General features: G+C 71.7%; 24 protein-coding genes and 1 riboswitch. Of the genes, 7 read left to right on the plus strand and 17 right to left on the minus strand.

Annotation, left to right across the window (positions count from 1 at the left end; genetic code table 11):
- Positions 1-22 precede the first annotated feature (22 nt).
- Genes KZ829_RS20925 through dxs form a run of 4 tightly spaced genes read right to left on the minus strand, consistent with a single transcriptional unit; the run spans position 23 to position 5,074 of the window.
- The gene (locus KZ829_RS20925) at positions 23-442 is read right to left on the minus strand and encodes a hypothetical protein (RefSeq protein ID WP_220145610.1); all 420 of its coding nucleotides are present in this window, start codon (positions 440-442) and stop codon (positions 23-25) included.
- Between the two features lie 25 nt (positions 443-467).
- Positions 468-1,820 carry an outer membrane protein assembly factor BamB family protein gene (locus KZ829_RS20930; RefSeq protein WP_220145611.1) on the minus strand — a complete coding sequence of 451 codons (1,353 nt, stop codon included), beginning with the start codon at positions 1,818-1,820 and terminating at the stop codon, positions 468-470.
- A 16-nt stretch (positions 1,821-1,836) separates the two neighbouring features.
- Positions 1,837-3,144 (minus strand): outer membrane protein assembly factor BamB family protein, encoded by a 1,308-nt coding sequence (locus KZ829_RS20935; RefSeq protein WP_220145612.1) that lies wholly within the window; start codon positions 3,142-3,144, stop codon positions 1,837-1,839.
- Positions 3,145-3,160: 16 nt separating this feature from the next.
- Positions 3,161-5,074, minus strand: coding sequence for a 1-deoxy-D-xylulose-5-phosphate synthase (dxs, locus tag KZ829_RS20940; RefSeq protein WP_220145613.1), 1,914 nt, complete (start codon positions 5,072-5,074; stop codon positions 3,161-3,163).
- 142 nt (positions 5,075-5,216) lie between these two features.
- Positions 5,217-5,299, plus strand: a riboswitch (ZMP/ZTP riboswitch).
- 13 nt (positions 5,300-5,312) lie between these two features.
- Here dxs and KZ829_RS20945 point away from each other — a divergent pair.
- Positions 5,313-6,170: a bifunctional 5,10-methylenetetrahydrofolate dehydrogenase/5,10-methenyltetrahydrofolate cyclohydrolase gene (locus tag KZ829_RS20945; protein WP_220145614.1), complete on the plus strand. Its 858-nt coding sequence runs from the start codon at positions 5,313-5,315 to the stop codon at positions 6,168-6,170.
- A 246-nt stretch (positions 6,171-6,416) separates the two neighbouring features.
- Here KZ829_RS20945 and KZ829_RS20950 read toward each other — a convergent pair whose 3' ends face one another.
- Positions 6,417-7,694: a class I SAM-dependent RNA methyltransferase gene (locus KZ829_RS20950; RefSeq protein WP_220145615.1), complete on the minus strand. Its 1,278-nt coding sequence runs from the start codon at positions 7,692-7,694 to the stop codon at positions 6,417-6,419.
- Complete coding sequence (locus KZ829_RS20955) at positions 7,691-9,712, minus strand: APC family permease (RefSeq protein WP_220145616.1); 2,022 nt, start codon at positions 9,710-9,712, stop codon at positions 7,691-7,693. Before KZ829_RS20955 ends, KZ829_RS20950 begins: the two co-directional genes overlap by 4 nt.
- A gap of 112 nt (positions 9,713-9,824) precedes the next feature.
- Between KZ829_RS20955 and KZ829_RS20960 the strand changes: the two genes are divergently transcribed.
- Both KZ829_RS20960 and KZ829_RS20965 read left to right on the plus strand, forming a co-directional pair.
- On the plus strand, positions 9,825-10,490 hold the full coding sequence (locus KZ829_RS20960) for a potassium channel family protein (RefSeq protein ID WP_220145617.1): 666 nt from the start codon (positions 9,825-9,827) through the stop codon (positions 10,488-10,490).
- Positions 10,491-10,492: 2 nt separating this feature from the next.
- Positions 10,493-11,155 (plus strand): potassium channel family protein, encoded by a 663-nt coding sequence (locus tag KZ829_RS20965; RefSeq protein ID WP_183216229.1) that lies wholly within the window; start codon positions 10,493-10,495, stop codon positions 11,153-11,155.
- Here KZ829_RS20965 and KZ829_RS20970 read toward each other — a convergent pair.
- From KZ829_RS20970 to dut, 4 genes are all read right to left on the minus strand, one after another.
- Positions 11,152-11,844: a DUF3159 domain-containing protein gene (locus KZ829_RS20970; RefSeq protein ID WP_372453885.1), complete on the minus strand. Its 693-nt coding sequence runs from the start codon at positions 11,842-11,844 to the stop codon at positions 11,152-11,154. The genes KZ829_RS20965 and KZ829_RS20970 overlap by 4 nt on opposite strands.
- Before the next feature lie 122 nt (positions 11,845-11,966).
- Complete coding sequence (locus tag KZ829_RS20975) at positions 11,967-12,344, minus strand: OB-fold nucleic acid binding domain-containing protein (protein WP_183216232.1); 378 nt, start codon at positions 12,342-12,344, stop codon at positions 11,967-11,969.
- An 88-nt stretch (positions 12,345-12,432) separates the two neighbouring features.
- Complete coding sequence (locus KZ829_RS20980) at positions 12,433-13,107, minus strand: DUF3710 domain-containing protein (protein ID WP_220145619.1); 675 nt, start codon at positions 13,105-13,107, stop codon at positions 12,433-12,435.
- A gap of 29 nt (positions 13,108-13,136) precedes the next feature.
- Positions 13,137-13,589, minus strand: coding sequence for a dUTP diphosphatase (gene dut / locus KZ829_RS20985; protein WP_220145620.1), 453 nt, complete (start codon positions 13,587-13,589; stop codon positions 13,137-13,139).
- 93 nt (positions 13,590-13,682) lie between these two features.
- Between dut and KZ829_RS20990 the strand changes: the two genes are divergently transcribed.
- Positions 13,683-14,183, plus strand: a complete 501-nt coding sequence (locus tag KZ829_RS20990; RefSeq protein WP_220145621.1) for a DUF3093 domain-containing protein — start codon at positions 13,683-13,685, stop codon at positions 14,181-14,183.
- Here KZ829_RS20990 and KZ829_RS20995 read toward each other — a convergent pair.
- A complete protein-coding gene (locus KZ829_RS20995) occupies positions 14,146-14,958 on the minus strand; it encodes a hypothetical protein (RefSeq protein WP_220145622.1) in 813 nt (270 codons plus the stop codon). The two genes, KZ829_RS20990 and KZ829_RS20995, sit on opposite strands and share 38 nt — an antisense overlap.
- Positions 14,959-15,102: 144 nt before the next feature.
- Positions 15,103-15,399, minus strand: a complete 297-nt coding sequence (locus KZ829_RS21000) for a DUF4193 domain-containing protein (RefSeq protein ID WP_014446959.1) — start codon at positions 15,397-15,399, stop codon at positions 15,103-15,105.
- A 334-nt stretch (positions 15,400-15,733) separates the two neighbouring features.
- On the opposite strand from KZ829_RS21000, the gene KZ829_RS21005 reads away from it, so the two are divergent.
- On the plus strand, positions 15,734-16,282 hold the full coding sequence (locus tag KZ829_RS21005; RefSeq protein WP_183216242.1) for a LytR C-terminal domain-containing protein: 549 nt from the start codon (positions 15,734-15,736) through the stop codon (positions 16,280-16,282).
- Positions 16,283-16,286: 4 nt separating this feature from the next.
- Here KZ829_RS21005 and KZ829_RS21010 read toward each other — a convergent pair whose 3' ends face one another.
- Entirely contained in the window at positions 16,287-17,108 is an 822-nt protein-coding gene (locus KZ829_RS21010; protein ID WP_220145623.1) for an inositol monophosphatase family protein, read from the minus strand.
- Positions 17,109-17,361: 253 nt separating this feature from the next.
- Here KZ829_RS21010 and KZ829_RS21015 point away from each other — a divergent pair, with 253 nt between their 5' ends.
- Positions 17,362-18,912, plus strand: a complete 1,551-nt coding sequence (locus KZ829_RS21015; protein WP_220145624.1) for an RNA polymerase sigma factor — start codon at positions 17,362-17,364, stop codon at positions 18,910-18,912.
- A gap of 246 nt (positions 18,913-19,158) precedes the next feature.
- Positions 19,159-19,401 carry a DUF7455 domain-containing protein gene (locus KZ829_RS21020; protein WP_183216247.1) on the plus strand — a complete coding sequence of 81 codons (243 nt, stop codon included), beginning with the start codon at positions 19,159-19,161 and terminating at the stop codon, positions 19,399-19,401.
- Between the two features lie 77 nt (positions 19,402-19,478).
- Here the strand turns inward: KZ829_RS21020 and KZ829_RS21025 are convergent, their stop codons facing one another.
- The 4 genes from KZ829_RS21025 to KZ829_RS21040 all read right to left on the minus strand — a co-directional run bounded on the left by KZ829_RS21025 (position 19,479) and on the right by KZ829_RS21040 (position 22,684).
- Positions 19,479-19,703 carry a helix-turn-helix transcriptional regulator gene (locus tag KZ829_RS21025; RefSeq protein WP_220145625.1) on the minus strand — a complete coding sequence of 75 codons (225 nt, stop codon included), beginning with the start codon at positions 19,701-19,703 and terminating at the stop codon, positions 19,479-19,481.
- Complete coding sequence (locus tag KZ829_RS21030; protein ID WP_220145626.1) at positions 19,703-20,200, minus strand: hypothetical protein; 498 nt, start codon at positions 20,198-20,200, stop codon at positions 19,703-19,705. The genes KZ829_RS21025 and KZ829_RS21030 overlap by 1 nt, the downstream gene beginning before the upstream one ends.
- Before the next feature lie 47 nt (positions 20,201-20,247).
- The gene (locus KZ829_RS21035) at positions 20,248-21,978 is read right to left on the minus strand and encodes a DEAD/DEAH box helicase (protein ID WP_220145627.1); all 1,731 of its coding nucleotides are present in this window, start codon (positions 21,976-21,978) and stop codon (positions 20,248-20,250) included.
- A 91-nt stretch (positions 21,979-22,069) separates the two neighbouring features.
- Positions 22,070-22,684, minus strand: a complete 615-nt coding sequence (locus KZ829_RS21040) for a trimeric intracellular cation channel family protein (protein ID WP_220145628.1) — start codon at positions 22,682-22,684, stop codon at positions 22,070-22,072.
- Positions 22,685-22,686: the final 2 nt, after the last annotated feature.

The raw sequence follows: 22,686 nt of genomic DNA on the forward strand, positions 1-22,686 counted from the left end.
GCCGACCCGGCCCGGACAGCGGTCAGCCCGCTCGGCCGGCCCCGCCCTGCGTGGTGGACGCGATGAGCAGGATGCCGTCGCCGGCGTCGGTGAGGAAGGAGATGTCGCCCGCGATCGTGGCCGTCCAGGTGCCGGACAGGGTCATGCCGGGCAGCGCGAAGGCGCGGATGGTGTGGGTCCGCACCGCACTGCCGATCGGCTCGCCGGGCCCGATCAGGTAGAGCCGGTCGCCGTCCACCCGGATGGCGTCGCGCAGGGTGAGCGGGATGACCTGGGGCGGCGGCGGAGGCGCCGCGGGCGGCACCGCGCCACCGAGCGCGACCAGCAGGATCACCGCGAGCGGGCCCAAGATCCACCGGTACGGCAGCGGAGCGCGCGGCAGCCCGGCCTCGTCCGGCGCACCGGCCGGCACCTCGCCGAGGTCGATCACGCGGTCCCGCACGTCGGCCCCCTGGTCCGGCAGACGGTCAAGCCCGGTACGCCCAGACCCGCAGGCCCCCGGTGTCCCGACAGACTACGTATCGATCGTCACCGACGCACTCATTGCCGGGGAAGCCGGTCGTCCCGAGCACCGTGACCTCGGACTGACCGGCCAGCACGATGCCGAACGTCTTCCCGCCGCCACGCTCGTAGCGGCGTAGCAGCAGCATCCGCTCGGGCGGGCCGTCGACCGCCTCGGTCCAGCCCCGGAGGCCCACCAGCGGCGCCGCGGTGCCGGAATCGATCAGGTGGATCGGGGCGCCCGTCTCCCCGTCGGCGAACAGCACCCCGCCGGCCCGCGCCGTCAGGCGCGTGTCCGCCGGCACGAACCATTTCGGATCACCGGTGGCCGGGTCCAGCACGGCCGTCTGGGCCTCGACGCGGGAGCAGAGCAGTCCGTCGCAGTCGGCCGGGGCGGGGTCGTCGACGATCTCCCGTTTCCACCGGCGCTCCAGCGTACGGGCGTCGTAGCCCAGTTGCACGTTCACACCCTGGTAGCCGACCAGCGCCAGGTCGCCGAGCACCGACGCGGTGCTCGGCCCGGCGCCGTCGACCTGCGGCAGCGGCTTCTCGCGCAGCACCCGGCCGGTCGCCGCGTCCAGCAGGATGAGCCGCTCGGAGGCGGTGACCAGGACGGCCCGCGGCGAACCCGCGACCGGATCGGCGGTGACCGAGCCGGGCGACGACGCGGTCCACAGCGTCTCCCCGGTGCCCAGGTCCAGGCCACGCACCTCGGTGCGCTCCGGCGGCTCGGTGTGCGGCTGCCCGTCGGCCGAGAAGTAGAGCATGCCCGGGTCGCCGGACTCCTGGTCGTACAGCGTGCCGGGCCGGAAGATCCGGTCCACCGTGAACGCGGTGTCGCCGGCCGTGGTGACCCGGCCCGCCGAGGTCCAGAGGGCCCGCCCGTTCTCCGGGTCCAGGGCCGTGGTCGGGCCCGGCCCGTCGGTGACCAGCAGCACCCCGCCGGCCGCCCGCACCGAGACCGGCCCGAAGAGGCCGCTCGCCGGGTCGTAGTCGGCGCTGACCGGCAGCGCGGCGCTCCACATCCGGTACGGCTCCGGCTTCGGCGCCCAGGCGGTCAGCGTCCGCTCCTGACCGGAGGAGACGACCGTGAAGAGCCGCCCGCCGGCCAGCTGGATCGGCGCGTCGGTGCCGGCCGAGGCCGGGATCAGGCCCAGATAGCGCCAGAACGTGCCGCCCGGGAGGGCCGCGCCGCCCAGCGTCATGGCGAGGGCGGCGGACAGGATCAGGCCGAGGTGCCGGTAGCGCCAGGGAGGCGGGGTGCGGCGGGGCGATTCCGGATCGAGCGGGGCGTCCCGGTCCAGCTCGATCAACGTCACGCCGCGCCCTCCTCGCTCACGCCGTCCGGGGCCGGTACGCCCAGACGACCAACTCCCCGTACACCGACCGGCAGATCAGCCGCTCCGGGGCGGCCTGACACTCCCCGGTGCCGGTGGGCAGCTCGGCGAGCAGGCGCGGATGGGGCAGGCCCGGGGCCGCGACGGCGACCATCGTACGCGGGCCCGGCCCGATCTCCCGGGTCACGAGCAGCTCCCCGCCGGTGGCCGCACCGCCGACCGGCCGCCACCCGGTCAGGTCGACCAGCATCCGTCCGGTCCGGGCGTCGACCACCCCGGCCGGGTACTCGGGGCCGTCGGCGTACGCGATCAGGCCGGCGCCGGAGTCCTCGACGGATCGCCAGGCGGGCCGGTGCCAGCGCTGGTCGCCGGTGGCCGGGTCGATGGCCCGCACCCCGTCCAGCCCGATGAGGCAGGCCAGCGGCCCGCACGCCCGGACCTCCCGGGTGCCGGTGGCCGGCTGGGTCCACATCGGCCGCAGCGTCAACGGGTCGTACGCGGAGATCTCGATCCCGGACGGCCCGGGGTGCCGCAGCAGCACCAGGCCACCGGCGACCACCGGGTTCTCCGGGTCGTAGTTGGCGGGCGGCATCCGGTGCACGGCCAGCGGGGTGCCGGTCGCCACCTCGTACAGCTGGGCCGTCAGGTCGTCCCGGACGAGCAGCAGCCGGCCGGGTCCACCGGGCGGGCCGGGCACGGCGAGCAGCACGGCGGTGGACGGCACCCAGAGCCGCCAGCGCGCGTCCCCGCCGGCCGGATCGAGCATCTCGATCCACTTCTCCACCCGGCGGCCGCTGCCGGACAGGCTGCGCACGCCCTCGACCGCGAGCATCAGGTCGTCGCCGGGGAACGTGATCACGTTGCGCTCGTTGTGCCAGGTGCGGGCGCCGGTCCGCAGGGACACCGCGGTGGTCCCGGGTTCGCCCCGGCCCGGCGCCCAGGGGCGCAGCAGCACCTGGCCGCCGCCGGTGCGCAAACGGTAGACCGGGATGTCCTGCGCGACCCGCCACTGCCGCTCGCCGGTCGCCAGGTCGTAGGAGCTCAGCTCTCCGGCCCGCTGGATGACCAGGCGGCCGTCGCTGGTCAGGGTGTCCGGGTCGCCCGGGCTGATCGCCAGCCGGAGCAGCTCGGACAGCGGCGGGCCGGGCGGCGGCGCCGCGGCCGCGACGGAGAGGAGCAGCAGGACGGCGAGGAGGGCCGGACCGAGCCAGAGCGGCGTGGTCCGCCGCTCCGGCCGGTGGTACGTCTCCGGCTCACCCCGCTCCAGCCCCAGATCGATGACGACCGGCCCACTGGAGGCGCTCATCCATCAAAGGTAACAATTATGTAACGGGAATGCTCGCCTCACGACTCGATGCCCACTCGGTCACGTCCCGCGCGATGTCCTGCGCGGTCAGGCCCAGGGCGGTGAGGATCTCGGCGCGGGTGCCGTGCGGGTGGAACCCGGCCGGCACACCGAAGTCCCGCAGCGGGGTGGTCACACCGGCGTCCCGCAGCGCGCTGGCCACCGCGTCGCCCACACCACCGGTGCGGACGCCGTCCTCCAGGGTGACCACGGAGCGGTGCTGGGCGGCCAGACCGGTCAGCTCGATCGGCACCGGGCGGACCCAGCGCGGGTCGACGACGGTCACTCCGTACCCCTGCTCGGTGAGCCGCTCCGCGGTGTCCAGGGCCAGCCCGACGAAGGAACCGACGGCGACGAGCAGGATGTCCTTGCGGTCGCCCTCGCGCAGCACGTCGACCTGGCCCACCCGGCGCAGCGCCGGGGTGTCCGGGGCGACCGAGCCGGTCGGGAACCGCACGATGGTCGGCCCGTCGTCGACCGCGACCGCCTCGCGCAGCTCCTCGCGCAGGGTGGCGGCGTCCCGCGGGGCGGCGATCCGCAGCCCCGGGACCACGCCGAAGACGCTCATGTCCCACATGCCGTAGTGGCTCGGCCCGTCCGGCCCGGTGATCCCGGCCCGGTCCAGCACGAAGGTCACCGGCAGCCGGTGCATCGCCACGTCCAGCAGGACCTGGTCGAAGGCCCGGTTCAGGAACGTCGCGTAGACCGCCACCACCGGGTGCAGCCCGCCCATCGCCAGGCCGGCCGCGGAGGTGGCCGCGTGCTGCTCGGCGATGCCCACGTCGTACGTCCGCTCCGGGTACTTCTTCGCCAGCGCCGCGATGCCGGTCGGCTCGGCCATCGCCGCGGTGATGCCCACGATGTCCGGGCGCTCGTCGGCGATCCGGACCAGCTCCTCGGAGAACACCTTGGTCCACTTGAGCGTCGGCGCGGCCAGCAGCTTGCCGGTCTCCACGTCGAAAGCGCTGCCCGGGCCGTGCAGGCAGTCCGCCTCGTCCTGCTCGGCGGGGCGGTAGCCGTAGCCCTTCCTGGTGACCGCGTGCACGATGACCGGGGCGTTGAAGCCCTTGGCCCGGCGCAGCGCCGACTCCATGGCCTGCTGGTCGTGGCCGTCGACCGGGCCGATGTACTTCAGGCCCAGGTCCTCGAACATCGGCTGCGGGCTGATCGCGTCCTTGATGCCCTTCTTGACCGCGTGCAGCACCTCGAAGACCGGCTTGCCCACCACCGGGGTCTGGCCCAGCGCGTCCTTGACCAGGTCGAGCACCTTCTCGTAGCCCGGGTTGAGGCGCAGCGTGGACAGGTGGTCGGCGAGCCCGCCGATGGTCGGCGCGTAGGAGCGGCCGTTGTCGTTGACCACGATCACCAGGCGGTTGCGGGTGGCCGCGATGTTGTTCAGCGCCTCCCAGCACATGCCGCCGGTCAGCGCGCCGTCACCGACGACCGCCACCACGTGCCGGCCCTCGCCACGGAGCGTGAACGCCTTGGCCAGACCGTCCGCGTACGACAGGGCGGTGGAGGCGTGCGAGTTCTCGATCAGGTCGTGCTCGCTCTCCGCCTGGCTCGGGTAGCCGGTCAGGCCACCGCGCTGGCGGAGCAGGTCGAAGCCGTCCTGCCGGCCGGTCACGATCTTGTGAACATACGCCTGGTGGCCGGTGTCGAAGAGGATCTTGTCGCGTGGGGAGTCGAAGACTCGGTGCATCGCCAGGGTCATCTCGACCACGCCCAGGTTCGGACCCAGATGACCGCCGGTGCGCGAGACCTTGGCCACCAGGAAGTCACGAATCTCGGCCGCGAGCAGGGTCAACTGCTCCGCGGTCAGTCGCTTGAGATCACCGGGTTCGGTGATGCTGCTCAGCAGGCCGGCCGGGGTCGAGGGGGAGTCACTCATGAGGGCAGAGTCTATCCGTGCCCCGCCGCGCCGCGACTTGAGCGAACGGACCGTCACCAATCCTCCACACAATTGGAACCTCCGCCGACCGGCGCGAATCGGCCCCCGGCTGGTTCTCCCGCGCGACCTTCGGGCATCCTGGAAGGCACACAGCGACTGGCGGCACGGGGATGGTCCAACCATCGGGGAGCTCGTCACGAGGAGTCGACCGCCTGGGCTCCCCGCACGAGGAGTCCACATGTCCACCGCACGTCTGCTGCCCGGCGCCCCGGTCGCCGAATCGGTCCTCAACGACGTCCGCGAACGTGTCGCACGTCTCCAGAACCGCGGCGTCCAGCCCAGCCTCGCCACCATCCTGGTCGGTGACGACGACGCCAGCGCCGGCTACATCCGGATCAAGCAGAAGCAGGCCGCCGAACTCGGCTTCTCCTCCCCGCACCAGCACCTGAGCGGTGATGTCACCCAGGCCGACCTGCTCAAGGTGATCGCCGAGTTCAACGACGACAAGAACGTGCACGGCGTCCTCATCCAGTACCCGATCCCCGCCCACCTGGACTACGACGCGGCCTTGCAGACCCTCGACCCGGACAAGGACGTCGACGGCATGCACCCGCTCAACATGGGCCGGCTCGCCGTCGGCCTGCCCGGCCCGCTCCCCTGCACCCCGGCCGGCATCGAGGCGCTGCTCGCCTTCCACGGCATCGAGGTCGCCGGCCGCGAGGTGGTCATCCTGGGCCGCGGCGCCACCCTGGGCCGCCCGCTCGCCATGCTGCTGGCGCAGAAGCGCCCGACCGCCAACGCCGCCGTCACCGTGGTGCACACCGGCGTCAAGGACTGGCCCCGCTACACCCAGCGGGCCGACGTGCTGATCGCCGCGGCCGGCGTCCCCGGCATCGTCCGGCCCGAGCACGTCAAGCCCGGCTCGGTCGTCATCGGCGCCGGCGTCCGCTACGAGGGCCGCCGCCTCCTCCCGGACGTCGACGAGTCCTGCGCCGAGGTGGCCGGCGCCATCACCCCCCGCGTCGGCGGCGTCGGCCCGACCACGGTCGCCATGCTCTTCCGCAACGCGGTCACGGCCGCCGAGCGCGCCAACTGAGCCTGATTGCTCCGCTTCGCTCCGCGGCAAAACGCTGGGCCTGATGGCTCCGCTTCGCTCCGCGGCAAAACGCCTGGTAACCGGTGTCGAGGCAGGTGATTTCCCGCCGCCAGCAAACCCCGCTGGCGTCGGCAAATCACTTGCCTCGACACCGGCGGCGTTTTGCGGGGACGTTGAGCATGGTGAGCCGAGGACGAGAAGAGTGCGTGGGGCGCTACCACCCGCACAACGACGGGGAGCGCGCCCTCAGGCGGGGGTCAGGTGGGCGACGCACTCGACGTGCTGGGTCATCGGGAAGCAGTCGAAGGCCCGCACCCCCTCGACGCGCCAGCCCTCGGCACGGAACGTCTTCAGGTCACGGGCCAGTGCGGCCGGGTCGCAGGCCACGTAGGCGACGGCCCGCGGACGGGCCGCCGCGACGGCCCGGACCACCCGGGCGCCGGCACCGGCCCGGGGCGGGTCGAGGACGACCAGGTCGACCGGGCCGGTGACGCGGCGCCGGGACAGCGCCGTCTCCACGCGGGCCTCGACGATGTCCAGGTGGGGCAGGTCGGCCAGGTTGGCGCGGGCGGCGGCCACCCCGGCCGGGGACGACTCGACGACGGTCACCCGGGCCCCGGTCCGCCCGGCGATCGCGGCGGCGAACAGGCCGGCGCCCCCGTAGAGATCCCAGGTGGTCTCGCCGGCGGCCGGCCGCAGCATCTCCAGGACCGCCGTGACCAGGGTGTCCGCGGCCTGCGGGTGGACCTGCCAGAAGCCCTGCGGCGGGATCCGCCAGGCCCGCCCGGCCGCCTGCTCGGTGACCTCGGCCGGTCCGGCGAGCCGGACCAGCGAGCCGCCCTCCGGCGCCTCCCCGAGGTCGTCGCCGTGGGCCGGGCCGGCCGTGCCGGACGGGCGGCCCAGCACCGCGACGTCCCCGCCGGTGGAGGCGACGGCCTGCACCGCGTCCACGCCGGGCCACTCCTCGGCGAGCACGTCGAGGTCCTGGATCGCCGGATGGGCGATCCGGCAGCGGTCGATCGGCACCACCTGGTGCGACCGGTGCTGCAACAGCCCGGGGCGCCCGGCCGCGTCGATCGCGTACCGCACCCGGGTCCGCCATCCGAGCAGCGGATCCTTGGCGGGCAGCGGCTCCACCCGTACGAATATGCCCTCGGGGTCGAGGCCGCCCAGCCGGACGAGCTGTTCCCGGACCACCTCGGCCTTCCATCGCAGCTGGGCCTCGCCGGAGGCGTGCTGGAGGTCGCAGCCGCCGCACCCGCCCGGATGGGCGTAGGGGCACGGCGGGGTGACCCGGTCCGGGGACGGCTCGTGGATCTCCACAGCGTCGGCCCGCAGGTAGCCGCGGTGCAGCTCGGTGATCTCGGCGGTGACCCGCTCGCCGGGCAGGGCGTGCCGGACGAAGATCACCCGTCCGTGCGGGCCGCCGAGCCGGGCGACGCAGTGCCCGCCGTGCGCGGGCGCGCCCACGGTGACCTCGACCCGGTCCCCCTCGACCAGGTCGTCGATGATCGCACCCGTCATCGTGGCGCCTCGTCTTCCTCGTCGTGGATACGCGGCCCACGAGCCGGCGCCCGGGTGAGCCCCCGGTCCATCCGGTCGAGGTCGCGGTCCTGGCTGGAGCGCAACTGCCAGGGCACGCTGGTGACCATCACGCCGGGTTCGAACAGCAGCCGGCCCTTGATCCGCAGCGCGCTCTGGTTGTGCAGCAGGTTCTCCCACCAGCGGCCCACCACGTACTCCGGGACGAAGACGGTGACCACGTCGCGCGGTGACGCCCGCCGGGTGTTCTTCACGAAGTCGATGATCGGCCGGGTGATCTCCCGGTACGGCGAGTCGACCACCGTGAGCGCGACCGGCAGCTGCCGCCGTTCCCATTCGGCCTGGATGGCCCGGGTGTCGTTGTCGTCGACGTTGACGGTGACCGCGGTGAGCGTGTCCGGCCGGGTGGCCTGCGCGTAGGCGAGCGCACGCAGGGTCGGCTGGTGCACCTTGCTGACCAGCACGATGGCGTGGTTGCGGGACGGCAGCACGGGCCGCTCGTCGGTGGGTTTGAGCTCCTCGGCGACCCGGGTGTAGTGCCGGTGGATGGCGACCATCAGCCCGTAGATCACGATCATGGCGGCGATCGCGATCCAGGCCCCGAGCAGGAACTTGGTGATCAGGACGACGATGAGCACGGCGCCGGTGAGGATCATGCCGAACGTGTTGATCGCCCGGGACCGCATCATCTTCCGGCGCTGGATCGGGTCGCGCTGGGTCCGTAGATGTCGGTTCCAGTGCCGGATCATGCCGGCCTGGGACAGCGTGAACGACACGAAGACACCCACGATGTACAGCTGGATCAGCCTGGTGACCTCGGCCTCGAAGGCCACGATCAGCACCATGGCGGCGCCCGCCAGGAAGAGGATGCCGTTACTGAAGGCCAGCCGGTCGCCGCGGGTGTGCAGCTGGCGGGGCAGGTAACGGTCCTGGGCGAGGATCGAGCCGAGCACCGGGAAGCCGTTGAAGGCGGTGTTCGCGGCCAGGAAGAGGATCAGGGCGGTGACGCCGCCGACCACGAACAGCATGATCGAGCCGGATCCGAAGACGGTCTCGGCGAGCTGCGTGGTGACCGTCTTCTGGACGTAGCCCTCGGACGCGGCGTTCGGCACGATCTGGAGGAGCGGATCCTCCACATACTGCAACTTCGTGCGCTGGGCCAGCAGGATGATGCCGGAGAGCATGACGATCGCGAGCCCGCCGAGCAGCATCAGGGTGGTCGCCGCGTTCTTGCTCTTCGGCTTCTTGAAGGCGGGCACCCCGTTGGAGATCGCCTCCACGCCGGTGAGCGCGGCGCAGCCCGAGGAGAACGTCCGGAGCAGCAGGAAGGCGAACCCGATCTGGGTCAGATGGTGTTCCTCCGCGTCGATCGTCAGGTCCGCGCTGGGCGCCCGCAGGTCGTCGCCGAGCACGAAGACCCGGAACACCCCGATGAGGATCATGCCGACGATGACCACGATGAACAGGTAGGTGGGGACCGCGAAGGCCGCGCCGGACTCCCGCAGGCCACGCAGGTTGAGCGCGCTGAGCACGACGATCGCGAGGATGGCGATGGGCACCTTGTGGGTGGCGACCCAGGGGACCACCGAGCCCAGGTTGCTCACCCCGGAGGAGATCGACACCGCGACCGTGAGGATGTAGTCGACCAGCAGCGCGCTGGCCACGCCGAGCCCGGCCTTCGGACCGAGGTTGACCGTGGCCACCTCGTAGTCGCCGCCGCCGGAGGGGTAGGCGTGCACGTTCTGCCGGTAGCTGGCGACCACCGTCACCATCACCACCGCGACGGCCAGCGTCACCCAGGGCGAGAAGGCGTACGCCGCGGCACCGGCGATGGACAGGGTCAGCAGGATCTCGTCGGGCGCGTACGCCACGCTGGACAGCGCGTCGCTCGCGAAGACCGGCAGGGCGATCCGCTTGGGCAGCAGCGTGTGCTGCAGCTTGTCCGAGCGGAACGGCCGGCCCAGGAGCAGCCGCTTGGCTAGGGAGGTGGTACTTGCCACGAGTGCCAAGCGTACGGGCGGACCTTTCGGCGTGCGGTCCGCCCCGGACAGCGCCCGCGACAGGGGCATGGCAGGCTCACACTGTTCGTATCGAATCGGGAGGGCACGGACCGTGCACGTGGTGATCATGGGGTGTGGCCGGCTCGGTTCGACGCTGGCTCAGAAGCTCGACGCTCAGGGTCACCAGGTCGCGGTGATCGACCGGGACGCCGACGCGTTCCGGCGTCTCGGGGACAACTTCGGCGGCGTCACGGTCAACGGCATCGGCTTCGACCGGGACGTGTTGCGCGCCGCCGGCATCGAGCGGGCGGACGCCTTCGCGGCGGTCTCCAGCGGTGACAACTCGAACATCATCTCGGCGCGCCTGGCCCGCGAGACGTTCGGCGTCTCCCGGGTGGTGGCACGGATCTACGACTCCCGCCGTGCGCAGGTCTACGAGCGGCTGGGCATCCCGACGATCGCGACGATCCGGTGGGCCGCCGACCGGATGTTCCGGTTCCTGGTGCCCTCGGAGCGGGTCGAGGTGTTCCGCGACCCGACCAGCGTGGTCAGCATCGTGGAGACGCCGCTGCACCGGGACTGGGTCGGCCGCCCGGTCAAGACGCTGGAGGACCGGACCGGCGCCCGGGTGGCCTACCTGGTCCGCTTCGGGGTGGGCACCCTCGCCGTGCCGTCCACCATCCTCCAGGACGGCGACCAGGTTTACATGATCGTCACCGACGACACCGTTGAGCAGGTGCTGGACACCGCCCAGGGCGCCGACAAGGAAGGAAACTGATCGTGCGGATCGCCATCGCCGGCGCCGGCAACGTGGGCCGGTCCATCGCCCAGGAGCTGATCGGCAACGGTCACGAGGTCATGCTGATCGAGCGGCAGCCCCGGCAGTTGTGCCCGGAACGGGTGCCGGAGGCCCGCTGGGTGCTCGCCGACGCCTGCGAGCTGAGCAGCCTGGAGGACGCCGACCTGGCCGGTTGTGACGTGGTGGTCGCGGCCACCGGCGACGACAAAGCCAACCTGGTGGTGTCGCTGCTGGCCAAGACCGAGTTCGCGGTGCCCCGGGTGGTGGCCCGGGTGAACCGGGCGGAGAACGAGTGGCTCTTCACCGAGCAGTGGGGCGTCGACGTCTCGGTGAGCAAGCCCCGCCTGATGGCGGCCCTGGTCGAGGAGGCGGTGACGGTCGGCGACCTGGTCCGGCTGATGACCTTCCGGCAGGGCGAGGCCAACCTCGTCGAGATCACCCTGCCGAAGAACGCGCCCTACGAGGGCCAGCCGGTCCGCTCGGTGCCGATGCCGCGGGACGCCGCCCTGGTCGCCATCCTGCGTGGCAAGCGGGTGGTGGTGCCGACCCCCGACGATCCGCTGGAGGCCGGCGACGAGCTGATCTTCGTGTGCACCGCCGAGGTGGAGGACCAGGTCCGCGCCGTGGTCCTCGGTTCCTCCTAGGCGACGGCGGTGTCCCGGCGCTGGGCCGACGTCACCCGGTGGATGGCCCAGATGGTGAAGGCGAACGTGGCGGCGTAGATCGGCCAGCTCACCAGGATGCGCACGATGCCGAGCGCGTTCGCCTTGTCCATCGCGTAGAGGACCGCCTGGATGCCGGCGCGCGTGCTGAGTGAGACGGCCCAGAGCACGGTCAGCCACTGGAAGGTACGGACGAGCCGGCCGTTGTCGAACCAGTCCTGCTTGCCCTTGTTGGCCATGATGCCCCAGGCGTACCCGATCAGGGGTTTGCGGATCGCCACCGAGACCAGCAGCACCGCCGCCTGACCGAAGGTCAGCAGGATGCCGGGCAGGTAGAAGTCCTTGGCGTCACCGCTGCGCCAGGCCAGCCAGGCGCCGAGCGCGATGCCGAAGAGGCCGTTGACCGCGTGCCGGACCGGCTGCCGGCGGGCCAGCCGCACCGCGCCGATGGCCAGCGCCGAACCGACCGAGCCGATGATCGCCCACAGCAGGGCGGTACGTTTCTCCAGCCCCGCCACGGACTCACCGAGCAGCACGTTGAGCAGGACGAAGGCGAGCACCGGAACGCTCGACTCGATCAGGCCGCGAACACCGCCGAGCTGCTCGGCGATCTGCTCGCTCATCGACGGGAGTGGCTCCTCGTCGTCACCGGGCTTCCCGGCCGGCCTCATCTCGTGGAGGTCATGATCCGCGATGATCTCCTCGGCGATCTTCTCCTCGGCGGAGGAGAGCATCTCGGAGAGCCGCTCCTCGACCGACTCGTGCGCGGCGTGGCGCGGCTCGCTTCCGGATGTCACCGGGGCGCCTCCAGCTCGTAGTAGGGGTTGTAGATCACCTTGCGGTCGTCCCGGATCGCCATCCGGCCTCGCGCGGTGAGCTGACGCCCCGGTTCGATGCCGGAGATGGACCGGCGCCCCAGGAAGACCAGCGTGACCACGTCACTGCCGTCGTAGAGGTCGGCCTCGAGCGTCGGCAGGTTGGTGCGAGGAGTGTACGCCACCGTCCGCAGTCGTCCCGACACCGAGACGACCTGTCCGCGCTGGCAGCCGCCCACCGGGACGGCGCCGCACTTGGCGCTGTCCCGTTGCAGCTCCCTCGCGTCCAGCTCCGAATCGGTCGCCGTCAGCCGGTCCAGGAACCGGCGCAGTCCGGTGCGCTCTTCGGTCGTCATGACTTCGCCGTCACCCTTCGTCGACGCGACGCAGTGTGCGCGTGTGCCGGACGTCCACGCTACGCCCAGAGTGCCCCGGTGATCTAGGTCACTCCGGCTGGCTGCCGTTCGCCGCTTGCTGGGCCGCGGCCTGGCCCTGCTCGGCCATCTCCTTCGGCAGGCGCAGCGGCAGCGGCTCGCGCGCCGGGCGGGGCTCGTTGTCCCGGACCACGACCAGACCGGAGAGCACCTCGCCGAGCACGCCCTCGTTCCCCGGCGCGGCGGCGGCCGCGCCCTGGAACAGCGCCCGGACCATCCAGCGGGGCCCGTCCACGCCGACGAACCGGACCTCCGCCGGGCCGTCCGGGGTGTTCACCCGGGCCAGCAGCTCCACGCCGTACCGTCCCTGGACCTCGCGCGGGGAGACCCCGTCCGCGGCCATCGCCTGGGCGATCTCCTCACGCACCTCGACCCAGATGCCCTCGGTACGCGGCGCGGCGAACACCCCGAGCTGCAGGGCGCTCTCGCCGTCGACCAGGACGATCTGCTCCACACTGCCGTCCGGGTTCGCCTGCACCCGGACCTCGACGCCGTCGAGCGCGGGGATCTGGAGGCTGCCCAGATCGAGCCGCCGCACCCCGGCCGGGGCGTGCTGGGCGTCCCACGGCCCGAACTCGGGCGCCGGCGCCGAACCGTCGGAGGCGAGGCTGTCGGCGAGCGCCTTGGAGGGCGGCGCGTCGGCCGCCCGGACGTGTTTCGCGGCACCACGCTTACGGGAGAACATCACTGCCAGCCTTTCCTTCTCTTCGGGGCTCAGAGGGCCTGGTGGCCGCCGGTCGAACCGTGTCCGCCCGCGCCCCGCGCCGTGTCGTCGAGCGTGTCCACCTGGTGGAACACCGCCCGCTCCACCCGCTGAACGACGAGCTGGGCGATCCGGTCGCCCCGGGAGATCTTGACGGTGTTCTGCCGATCATGGTTGATCAGGTTCACCAGGATCTCGCCGCGGTAGCCGGCGTCGACCGTACCGGGCGCGTTGAGGACCGTCACGCCCAGGCGCGCGGCGAGCCCGGAGCGTGGGTGCACCAGGCCGACGAAGCCGTCCGGCAGGGCGATCGCGATCCCGGTGCGCACCTTCGCCCGGGCGCCCGGGACGAGCTCGACCTCATCGGCCGCGAACAGGTCCGCGCCGGCGTCCCCGGGGTGGGCATAGGCCGGTACGGGCAGGTCCGGGTCGATCCGGAGGACCTGGATGTTCACGTCGGGCACGTCGGGGTTCCTCACTGGCACGGGCACTGCGGGCGGCACTTACCCTGCCATCCTGCCGCGCCCCGCCACGGAGGCGCGCCGTACCCTTCGAGGGTGACACCCGAGTCCCCGATCCGCACGGTGACGGCCCATCAGGAACGCCTCGGCCTGCCGTGGTGGGCCTGGCCCGCCGCCCTAGCCGCCGCCGCGATCCTCGCCGTCGAACTGGTGCTGGGCGTGCCCGATCTGCCGGTCTGGCTGCCGTTCGCGGTGCTGCCCCCGCTCGGTGTCCTGCTGCTGCTCCCGCTGAACCGGCTGCGCGTCGAGGTGACACCGGAGGAGTTCCGGGTCGACGACGCCCGGCTCCCGGTCGAGTTCATCTCCGGCGTGGTGGCGCTGGACGCCGCCGGCAAGCGGGAGGCGCTGGGCGTCGGCTCGCACCCGCTGGCCTTCGTGGTGCAGCGCGCCTGGATCGGCCCGGCGGTGCAGGTGCTGCTCGACGACCCGGCCGACCCGACCCCGTTCTGGGTGGTCAGCACCCGGCGCCCGGTCGAGCTGGCCACCGCCCTGCTCGAGGTCAGCGGCCGAGCGCGGGCCGAGCGGGCGGCGTCCTGAGGGCCTTCCTCCGTAGGTCGTCGTGCACCTTGTCACCGACCACCCGGGTGGCCCGCCGGTTCAGGTAACTCGCGACGACCGCGCCGGTGAGCATCGGCCCCAGCGTGGTCAGGTTGCGGCCGAACCGCTTCATCAACGACTTCTGCAACTCGCTGCGGGACGCCGTGCTGAGCACGGTGGCGACCCCGACGCCGGGCACCATGGGGTTGACACCGCGCTGCCCGGACCACGCCTCGATCAGGCGCAGAGCACGCTCCCCGACGTCGCCGGTGATCGGCTGGCCGTACAGCTCGTGGAGCTCCCCGATCAACTTGATCTCGATCGCCACCACGGCGACCGTCTCGGTGGCCAGCAGCACCGGCACGGAGAGCAGGGTCGGGGCGGCGACCCACTCGACCGAGGCGATGCCGCCCCCGGCAGCGCCCACCCCGGCGGTCGCCCGGGCGGCGTTGCGGATCAGGCGCTCGGCCAGCTCCCCGTCGTCCATGCCGGGGAAGTGCCGGCACAGCGTCTCCCGATCCCGGACCGGCACGTGCGGGGCCAGCTCGGCGACGGTGTCGGCGACCCAGCGCAGCGCCGCCTTCGGCCGGAACACCCGGCCGATCCCACGCCCGCGCAGTTGACCGGCCAGCCGGCCGAGCAACCGGCTCCGGCCACCCTGCTCCAGGTCGTCGGCGGTGAGGGCCGCGACGGTGCGGCCCACCTCCTCCGGCGCACGGGGCGCGACGGGCTCGATCTCGGCGCCGGGTTCGGTCGCGCGATCCGGATGGCTCATCGTCGTCCTTCCCGTGGTCGTCACCGGCTGTCAGTGCCCGGTTCCGCCCCAGGGTCAAACCCCGTGTCAAACAGCGGCGAGAACGCCGTGGGCCCGACCGCGGAAACCGCGACCGGGTGGTGACGCGACCTGCGCGCGAGTGCGTCAGGCGCACTCGCGGCAGATCAGCTCCCCGTTGCGCTCCGTAGCCAGCTGGCTCCGGTGGTGCACGAGGAAGCAGCGGGAGCAGCGGAACTCGTCGGTCTGCATCGGCAGGACCTTCACGGTGAGTTCCTCATCAGCGAGGTCGGCGCCGGGCAGCTCGAAGCTCTCCGCCACCTCGACCTCGTCGACGTCCACTGCGCCCGACTGTGAGTCGGCGCGACGGGCCTTGAGCTCCTCGAGGCTGTCCTCGCCGAGGTCGACCTCATCGCGACGCGGGGCGTCGTAGTCGGTGGCCATCGGTTTTCACTCTCCTGTATCGATGTGTCACTTTGGCGTTTGTAACGCCGATGACAAGGTTTCGGTTCCCTGTTTCGGTGGACGATTTCTGACACCAGAAACCGGCCTGCCGGGCGCGGAACCTTACCCCTGTCGCGGCAGGCTTGTACGCGCTCTGGCGGCACATTGTTCCCGATGTGACTGAGGCGACATCAAAGTAGGGGCACCAGCCTCTGGATCATCGTCAACGCGCCGGAAGCATTCCCTGTTTCCGCGCCCCTGGCGGACAGACGCTAACCTCTCGACAGGTCCGGGCGCCTCACCCGGGCCGCCGTCCGATCCTGGAGCCTGCCCCATGAGCTTTGCCCGCGTCCGAGCGCTGGTCGTCGTCGGCGTGCTCGCCGTGGCCGCAATAGTGTTCGTCGTCGTCGCCCTCTTCCGGGACACGCAGCGGAACACCGCGAACGGCAGCGACTGCCCGGCCGGGGCCCCGCTGGCCGACATGCGGCTCCCGGACGATCCGGCCGAGATCACCGTCAAGGTGTTCAACGGGACCAACCGGGCCGGCCTGGCCGACCAGGTGACCACCGAGTTCAAGAACCGGCGCTTCACCGTCCAGGACCCGGGCAAGAGCAAGACCAAGTTCGCCGGGGTCGCCGAGGTCCGGTTCGGCCCGGACGCGGCCGGCAAGGCCCAGCTGATCAGGGCATACTTCCTGGCCCAGTCCAAGATGGTCTACAACGCCAAGCGCAAGGGCGACGTCATCGACATCGTCATCGGCGACCAGTTCCAGCAGCTGGCCACCACGACCGAGGTCAACCAGTCGCTGGTCGAGGTGGGCGAGCCCACCCTCCCGCCGGGCGCCTGCGTCAAGCCGGTCGAGGCGACCAAGGACCCGGAATAGGCCTTCACGGGCCACCCGCCGCGTCCAGCTCCACCAGGGCGTCGTGCAGGGCCGGGAAGATCGCCGGCGGCGCGGCCACCAGCATCGTCCGGCCGGCCGGCGCGCCGGCCAGCCCGGCCACGGTGAGACCCGCCTCGGCCGCGATCAGGCCGCCCGCCGCGTGGTCCCACGCGTTGAGACCCTTCTCGAAGTACGCGTCGAGCTGCCCCTCGGCGGCCATGCAGAGGTCCAGCGCCGCCGCACCGAATCTCCGGATGTCACGCACACGGGTGATCAGACCGGCCAGTACGGCGCCCTGATGGGCCCGTCGCCGCGCGTCGTAGCCGAACCCGGTGCCGACCAGGGACTGGTCCAGCGTGGCCCGCACCGAGCCGCTGAGCCGCCGCCCGGCCCGCCACGCCCCACCGCCCCGGGTGGCCGTCCACTCGTCGCCGGTGGCCGCGTTGACCACCACCCCGGCGACCACCTCGCCGTCCCGCTCGGCCGCCAGCGAGACCGCGTACTGGGGCAGTCCGTACAGGTAGTTCACCGTGCCGTCGATCGGGTCGAGGATCCACCGGACGGCGCCGGGCGCCACCTCGGCGGAGTCGCCGTACTCCTCGCCCAGCACGCCGTCGCCTGGCCGCTCGGCCAGCAGCGCCTCCACGACCTGCCGCTCGACCGCCTTGTCCGCCGCCGTGACGACGTCGGTGTCGGTGCTCTTGGTCTCGACGTCGCCGATCGCCGCGGCGCGCATCCGCCGGGCCGTGGCGGCCGCCTCCCGGGCCACTCGAACCGCCAGGGCCAACAACTCATCGGGTGTCGATGCCACCGGAATCTCGCTCACGTATGGGTCCTTTCCGCCGATACCATTCTCGCGTCAGGCGCCTCTGACGAGGTCGCCGGGCCCCGGCGGCGTGCTGTGGGCGGAGGATCTCGGTAAGCGGCGCTACAATTCACCCCTGCACCCGCTTCACGGACACCGACCACCGGGACGGTCCGTGACCCGGGGGTCCCCAAACCGACTCCGGCGACACTCGCCCCCGCGTGCTGCGCTGGACCTGGCCGTGCCCAATCTCATCGCCTCCGGAAGGTCATTCGTGACAGAAGCCCACCAGAACGGTGCCGACGTTCGCTCTCTCACCGAGGCCTTGATCACCCATGCTCAGGGTGCTGGCGGGCAACTCACCTCGGCACAGGTCGCGCACACGCTCGAGTCCGCCGCGGTCAACCCGGCGCAGGCCAAGAAGATCCTGCGGGCGCTGGTGGACGCCGGCATCACCGTCGTGGTCGACGGATCGGCCAGCACCCGCCGGCCGAAGGTGGCGGCGGCTCGCGCCACCACCCCGGCCTCGCGGGCCACCACCGCCAAGACCGCGCCGGCCAAGAAGGCGGCGCCCGCGCCCAAGCAGGCCGCTCCGGCCGCCGAGGGCGACGCCGCGCGCAAGGCCGCTCCGGCCCGCAAGGCCACCGCCGCGGCCGCGAAGGCCGCTCCGGCCCGCAAGGCCACCGCCGCCAAGGCCGCCAAGCCCGGTGAGGGCCCCGAGGGCGAGGAGATCGATCCCGAGGAGCTCGCCGCCGCGGTCGAGGACGTGGTGATCGAGGAGCCGGCCGCCATGGTCGCCGCCGCCGCCACCGACGCCGCCAGCTCGGCCACCGACGGCGACTTCGAGTGGGACGACGAGGAGTCCGAGGCGCTCAAGCAGGCTCGCCGGGACGCGGAGCTCACCGCCTCCGCCGACTCGGTCCGCGCCTACCTCAAGCAGATCGGCAAGGTTCCGCTGCTCAACGCGGAGCAGGAGGTCGAGCTCGCCAAGCGGATCGAGGCCGGCCTCTACGCCGCCGAGCGCCTGCGGGCCGCCGAGGAGGGCGAGGAGGCACTCGAGCGCAACTTCGAGCGCGACCTCAAGTGGATCAACCGGGACGGCGAGCGGGCGAAGAATCACCTGCTCGAGGCCAACCTGCGGCTCGTCGTGTCGCTCGCGAAGCGGTACACGGGGCGCGGCATGGCGTTCCTCGACCTGATCCAGGAGGGCAACCTCGGCCTGATCCGCGCCGTCGAGAAGTTCGACTACACCAAGGGCTACAAGTTCTCCACGTACGCCACCTGGTGGATCCGGCAGGCCATCACCCGCGCCATGGCCGACCAGGCCCGCACCATCCGCATCCCGGTGCACATGGTCGAGGTGATCAACAAGCTCGGCCGGATCCAGCGCGAGCTGCTCCAGGACCTGGGCCGCGAGCCCACCCCGGAGGAGCTGGCCAAGGAGATGGACATCACGCCGGAGAAGGTGCTGGAGATCCAGCAGTACGCGCGTGAGCCCATCTCGCTGGACCAGACGATCGGCGATGAGGGCGACAGCCAGCTCGGTGACTTCATCGAGGACTCGGAGGCGGTCGTCGCGGTCGACGCGGTCTCCTTCTCGCTGCTGCAGGATCAGCTCCAGCAGGTTCTGCAGACGCTCTCCGAGCGGGAGGCGGGCGTCGTCCGGCTGCGCTTCGGCCTGACCGACGGCCAGCCGCGCACGCTCGACGAGATCGGCCAGGTCTACGGGGTGACCCGGGAGCGGATCCGGCAGATCGAGTCGAAGACGATGTCGAAGTTGCGTCACCCGTCCCGGTCGCAGGTTCTGCGCGACTACCTCGACTAGGACCTTTGGTCAACATTGCGTGTCCAATTGGTCACCACCCGTACATCAACGGGTGGTGATCAGACCGTTGTGCAGAAGTGATCGTTGACGTGGCACCCTTGGATCACGGCACACTAGCTGGAACCAACGTGTGACCCTGGTCCCCCCGGGGCACCTTGGGAAGGCTGCAACGGTGCAGGGTGTTGCACGATGTGTGAGCAGTAGCCGAGGAACATGTTCATCGGTGACGAACAGAGGAGGAAGGCGATGACCCCGACCCTCACGCCGCCGGCCGGAAGTCTGGCCGGCCCCGCAGCCGATGAACGGTGCGACCGCTGCAATGCAGCCGGGAAGCTCCGTTTGACCCTGGCGGGTGGTGGAGAGCTGGTGTTCTGCGGCCACCACGCCAACCGGTACGCCGAGGACCTGGTGAAGATCGCGGTGCAGTACGCGGCCGATCCCGAGTTCACCTGGCGCGGCGCGGACATGATGTCGAACTCAAGCAACTAGCAGCGGTCCCCAACCGATACATGTGACGAAGAGAGGGCGCTCCCCCTGCAGGGAGCGCCCTCTCTGCCGTGCCCGGCTCAGTGGCCCCAGAGGTCCTCGACGGTGACACCCAGCGCCCGGGCCACCTTGATGGCCAGGTAGACCGAGGGCGCGTAGTCGCCGGTCTCCATCGCGATGACGGTCTGCCGGCTCACCTGGATCTCGGCGGCCATGCCCTGCTGGGTCAGCCCGGCCGCCTTTCGGGCGTCCCTGATCCGGGCGCCGGTCGTGCCGTCGGACTCGGCGGCCCGCACCGGGGCCATCAGTCGTCGTCCCCGACGAGCAGCGCGTCCCGGCGGCGCACGCGGCGGGTCTGCACGGCCTGGATCACCGCACCGGCGGCGAGGCCGATGAGCGAGCCGATGAGGGCCGAACGCCAGACGTCCGACTCGGGGTAGGCGTGGTAGAGGAAACCGATCCCGAAGGCCACGTAGGGGGCGCCCAGCAGGGTCGAGATGAACAGGCGCTTGCGGCTCCACACCCGCGGCGTGGTGTCGACCCGGCGGCTCTGCACGTAGATCGAGGAGAAGCCGATCGGGACCAGGAACACGGCCAGCAGGATGAGCAGCGGCCAGGCGACCGGCTCACCGACGGCCCAGACCAGGGCGGTGGCCGTCCACGGGACGACGATGGCCTGGAGCTGGAAGGAGACGGTGACGGCCTCGTACCACCGCAGGCGCTCGCGCTCGTCGCGGCCATAGAGGTCGCCGTCGAAGTCGAGGTTCCAGCGAACGAATCGATCCATCAGCGTCGTGGTCATGCATCAATGATGATGTTAAGTCGACTTGACGTCAAGTCCTCTTTACATCAGAACGTTTGGATCGTCGCGATCCGCTCCTCGAGCTGCTCTATCGTGGCCTGCGCGCTGGGCGGCCCGCCGCAGATCCGGCGAAGCTCCGCGTGGATCTTCCCGTGCGGCAGGTTGGTCCGGTGGTGATGCGCCGCCACCAGGGTGTTGAGCTGGCGGCGAAGGCTGTTGCGGCGCTCGCCAGCGCTCATCGGCACGACCGGCTCCCGGACCGCGGGCTCCTGGTTCCTCGCCTCTTCCGCCTGCCGCCTCGACGCGGCCGCCATCTGCTCCTGCTGCCGCTTGTTCAGCAGGGTGGTCACCTGGTCCGGGGTGAGCAGGCCGGGCAGCCCCAGATAGTCGGCCTCCTCGGGGGTGCCGGTCCGGGCCGCCATGCCGAACGAGGTGCCGTCGTAGATGACCTGATCGAGCTCGGCCGTGGCGGACAGCGCCTCGAACTTCTTGTCCAGGTCGCCCAGGGCGTCCTCGGACTTCTGCGCCCGCTCGATCAGCTCGTCGTCCAGGCCGTCGGGGTCCTTCGGCGCGCCCAGCACGTGGTTGCGCTGCGCCTCCATCTCGCTGGCCAGCCCGAGCAGGTGCGGCACGCTGGGCAGGAAGACGGTGGCGGTCTCGCCGGGGCGCCGGGACCGGACGAACCGGCCGATCGCCTGGGCGAAGTAGAGCGGGGTGGAGGCGCTCGTCGCGTACACCCCCACGGCCAGGCGGGGGATGTCGACGCCCTCCGACACCATCCGGACCGCGACCATCCAGCGCTTCTCGGACGCGGCGAACTCGGCGATCCGCCCGGAAGCGCCCTCGTCGTCGGAGAGCACCACGACGGCCGACTCGCCGGTGAGGTCGTGGAGAAGCTTCGCGTACGCCCGGGCCGACTGCTGGTCGCTCGCGATGACCAGGCCGCCCGCGTCCGGCATGCCGTGCTCGCGGATCTTCGTGAGCCGGGCGTCGGCGGCCCGCATGACCTGCGGCATCCAGTCGCCCCGGTGGTCCAGGGCGGTACGCCAGGCCTGCGCCACCAGGTCCTTGGTCATCGGCTCACCCAGCCGGGCGGCCAGTTCGTCGCCGGCATTGGTGCGCCAGCGGGTCTCCCCCGAGTACGCCATGAACAGCACCGGGCGGACGACCTGATCGCGGAGGGCGTCGGCGTACCCGTACACCGAGTCGGCGTGGGACCGCTGGACACCGTCAGAACCCCGCTCGTACGACACGAAGGGGATGGGGTTCTCGTCGGACCGGAACGGAGTCCCGGTGAGCAGGAGACGCCGTACAGCGGGCTCGAAGGCGTCCTTGACCCCGTCCCCCCAGGTACGCGAGTCACCGGCGTGGTGGATCTCGTCCAGGATCACGAACGTGCGCCGGGTGATGGTGCGCCGCTTGTGCACGGCCGGCGCCATGCCGACCTGCGCGTAGGTCAGGACGGCGCCGTGGAAGTCCCGCGACGAGTGCACGTCCGAGTTACGGAAGTGCGGGTCCAGCTGGATGCCGACCTGGGCCGCGGCGAGCGCCCACTGCGTCTTGAGGTGCTCGGTGGGACACACCACGGTGACCGCGTCGCAGGTGCCGTCGACGAGCATCTCGGCCGCGATCCGCAGGGCGAACGTGGTCTTGCCGGCGCCGGGCGTCGCCACGGCCATGAAGTCCTCGGAACGGCGACGCAGGTACGTCACCATCGCCTTGCGCTGCCAGTCCCGCAGCGGCGGAAAGATCTCCAGGTTCGGCACAGGCGGGCTCAAGCTGCGGTGATCCCTTCTCCACGGAAAAACCCCCGCGATGAGAGGCGCGGAGGCGGGCTTCAGCATAGCCACGTGAGGTTGCGGAGCGGGTCTACGGCACCGCCACCGGAGCCGACCAGCGGCGGTGGAGTGCGAGCAGCCGGACCACCGTCATCAGGGCCGCGGAGGTGGCCAGCGGCAGCAGACCGGTGAGCTGGAACCGGTGCAGGACGGCCACCAGCACGGCGCCGCCGAGTGCGACCACCGCGTAGATCTCTCGTTGCAGGACCGCCGGGATCTGCCCGGTGAGCAGGTCGCGGGTCAGGCCTCCGCCGATCGCTGTGAGCATCCCCACGAGACAGGCGCCGACCTCCGGAACGCCGGCGTCGAGCGCCTTGAGCGTGCCGGTCACGGTGAACAGGCCCAGGCCGGCGGCGTCCAGCGCCAGCACGCTGCGCCGGACCCGGTGCAGCGTGGGATGCAGCCAGAAGACCGCGACCGAGACGGCCACCGCGGTCACCGCGTAGCGCCAGTCGGCGAATGCCAGCGGGGGCGCCGCGCCGATCACCAGGTCGCGCAGAATGCCACCACCGAGCGCGGCCGCGAAGCCGACGAACGCGACACCGAACAGGTCGAGTCGTTTCGCGACGCCGGCCGAGGCGCCCGAGGCGGCGAACACCGCCACACCGATCAGGTCCGCGACGAGCAGTGCGTTTCCGCCCGTCACGC

Origin of the sequence: Actinoplanes hulinensis (assembly GCF_019429605.1) — a bacterium.
Classification (GTDB): Bacteria; Actinomycetota; Actinomycetes; order Mycobacteriales; family Micromonosporaceae; genus Actinoplanes; species Actinoplanes campanulatus.

Excerpts from the sequence above, each read along its gene's own strand:
- KZ829_RS20935 (WP_220145612.1), bottom strand. The coding sequence starts at position 3,144 with ATGAGCGCCTCCAGTGGGCCGGTCGTCATCGATCTGGGGCTGGAGCGG.
- dxs (WP_220145613.1), bottom strand. The coding sequence starts at position 5,074 with ATGAGTGACTCCCCCTCGACCCCGGCCGGCCTGCTGAGCAGCATCACC.
- KZ829_RS20945 (WP_220145614.1), top strand. The coding sequence starts at position 5,313 with ATGTCCACCGCACGTCTGCTGCCCGGCGCCCCGGTCGCCGAATCGGTC.
- KZ829_RS20950 (WP_220145615.1), bottom strand. The coding sequence starts at position 7,694 with ATGACGGGTGCGATCATCGACGACCTGGTCGAGGGGGACCGGGTCGAG.
- KZ829_RS20970 (WP_372453885.1), bottom strand. The coding sequence starts at position 11,844 with ATGAGGCCGGCCGGGAAGCCCGGTGACGACGAGGAGCCACTCCCGTCG.
- KZ829_RS20975 (WP_183216232.1), bottom strand. The coding sequence starts at position 12,344 with ATGACGACCGAAGAGCGCACCGGACTGCGCCGGTTCCTGGACCGGCTG.
- KZ829_RS20980 (WP_220145619.1), bottom strand. The coding sequence starts at position 13,107 with ATGTTCTCCCGTAAGCGTGGTGCCGCGAAACACGTCCGGGCGGCCGAC.
- KZ829_RS20995 (WP_220145622.1), bottom strand. The coding sequence starts at position 14,958 with ATGAGCCATCCGGATCGCGCGACCGAACCCGGCGCCGAGATCGAGCCC.
- KZ829_RS21000 (WP_014446959.1), bottom strand. The coding sequence starts at position 15,399 with ATGGCCACCGACTACGACGCCCCGCGTCGCGATGAGGTCGACCTCGGC.
- KZ829_RS21005 (WP_183216242.1), top strand. The coding sequence starts at position 15,734 with ATGAGCTTTGCCCGCGTCCGAGCGCTGGTCGTCGTCGGCGTGCTCGCC.
- KZ829_RS21020 (WP_183216247.1), top strand. The coding sequence starts at position 19,159 with ATGACCCCGACCCTCACGCCGCCGGCCGGAAGTCTGGCCGGCCCCGCA.
- KZ829_RS21025 (WP_220145625.1), bottom strand. The coding sequence starts at position 19,703 with ATGGCCCCGGTGCGGGCCGCCGAGTCCGACGGCACGACCGGCGCCCGG.
- KZ829_RS21030 (WP_220145626.1), bottom strand. The coding sequence starts at position 20,200 with ATGACCACGACGCTGATGGATCGATTCGTTCGCTGGAACCTCGACTTC.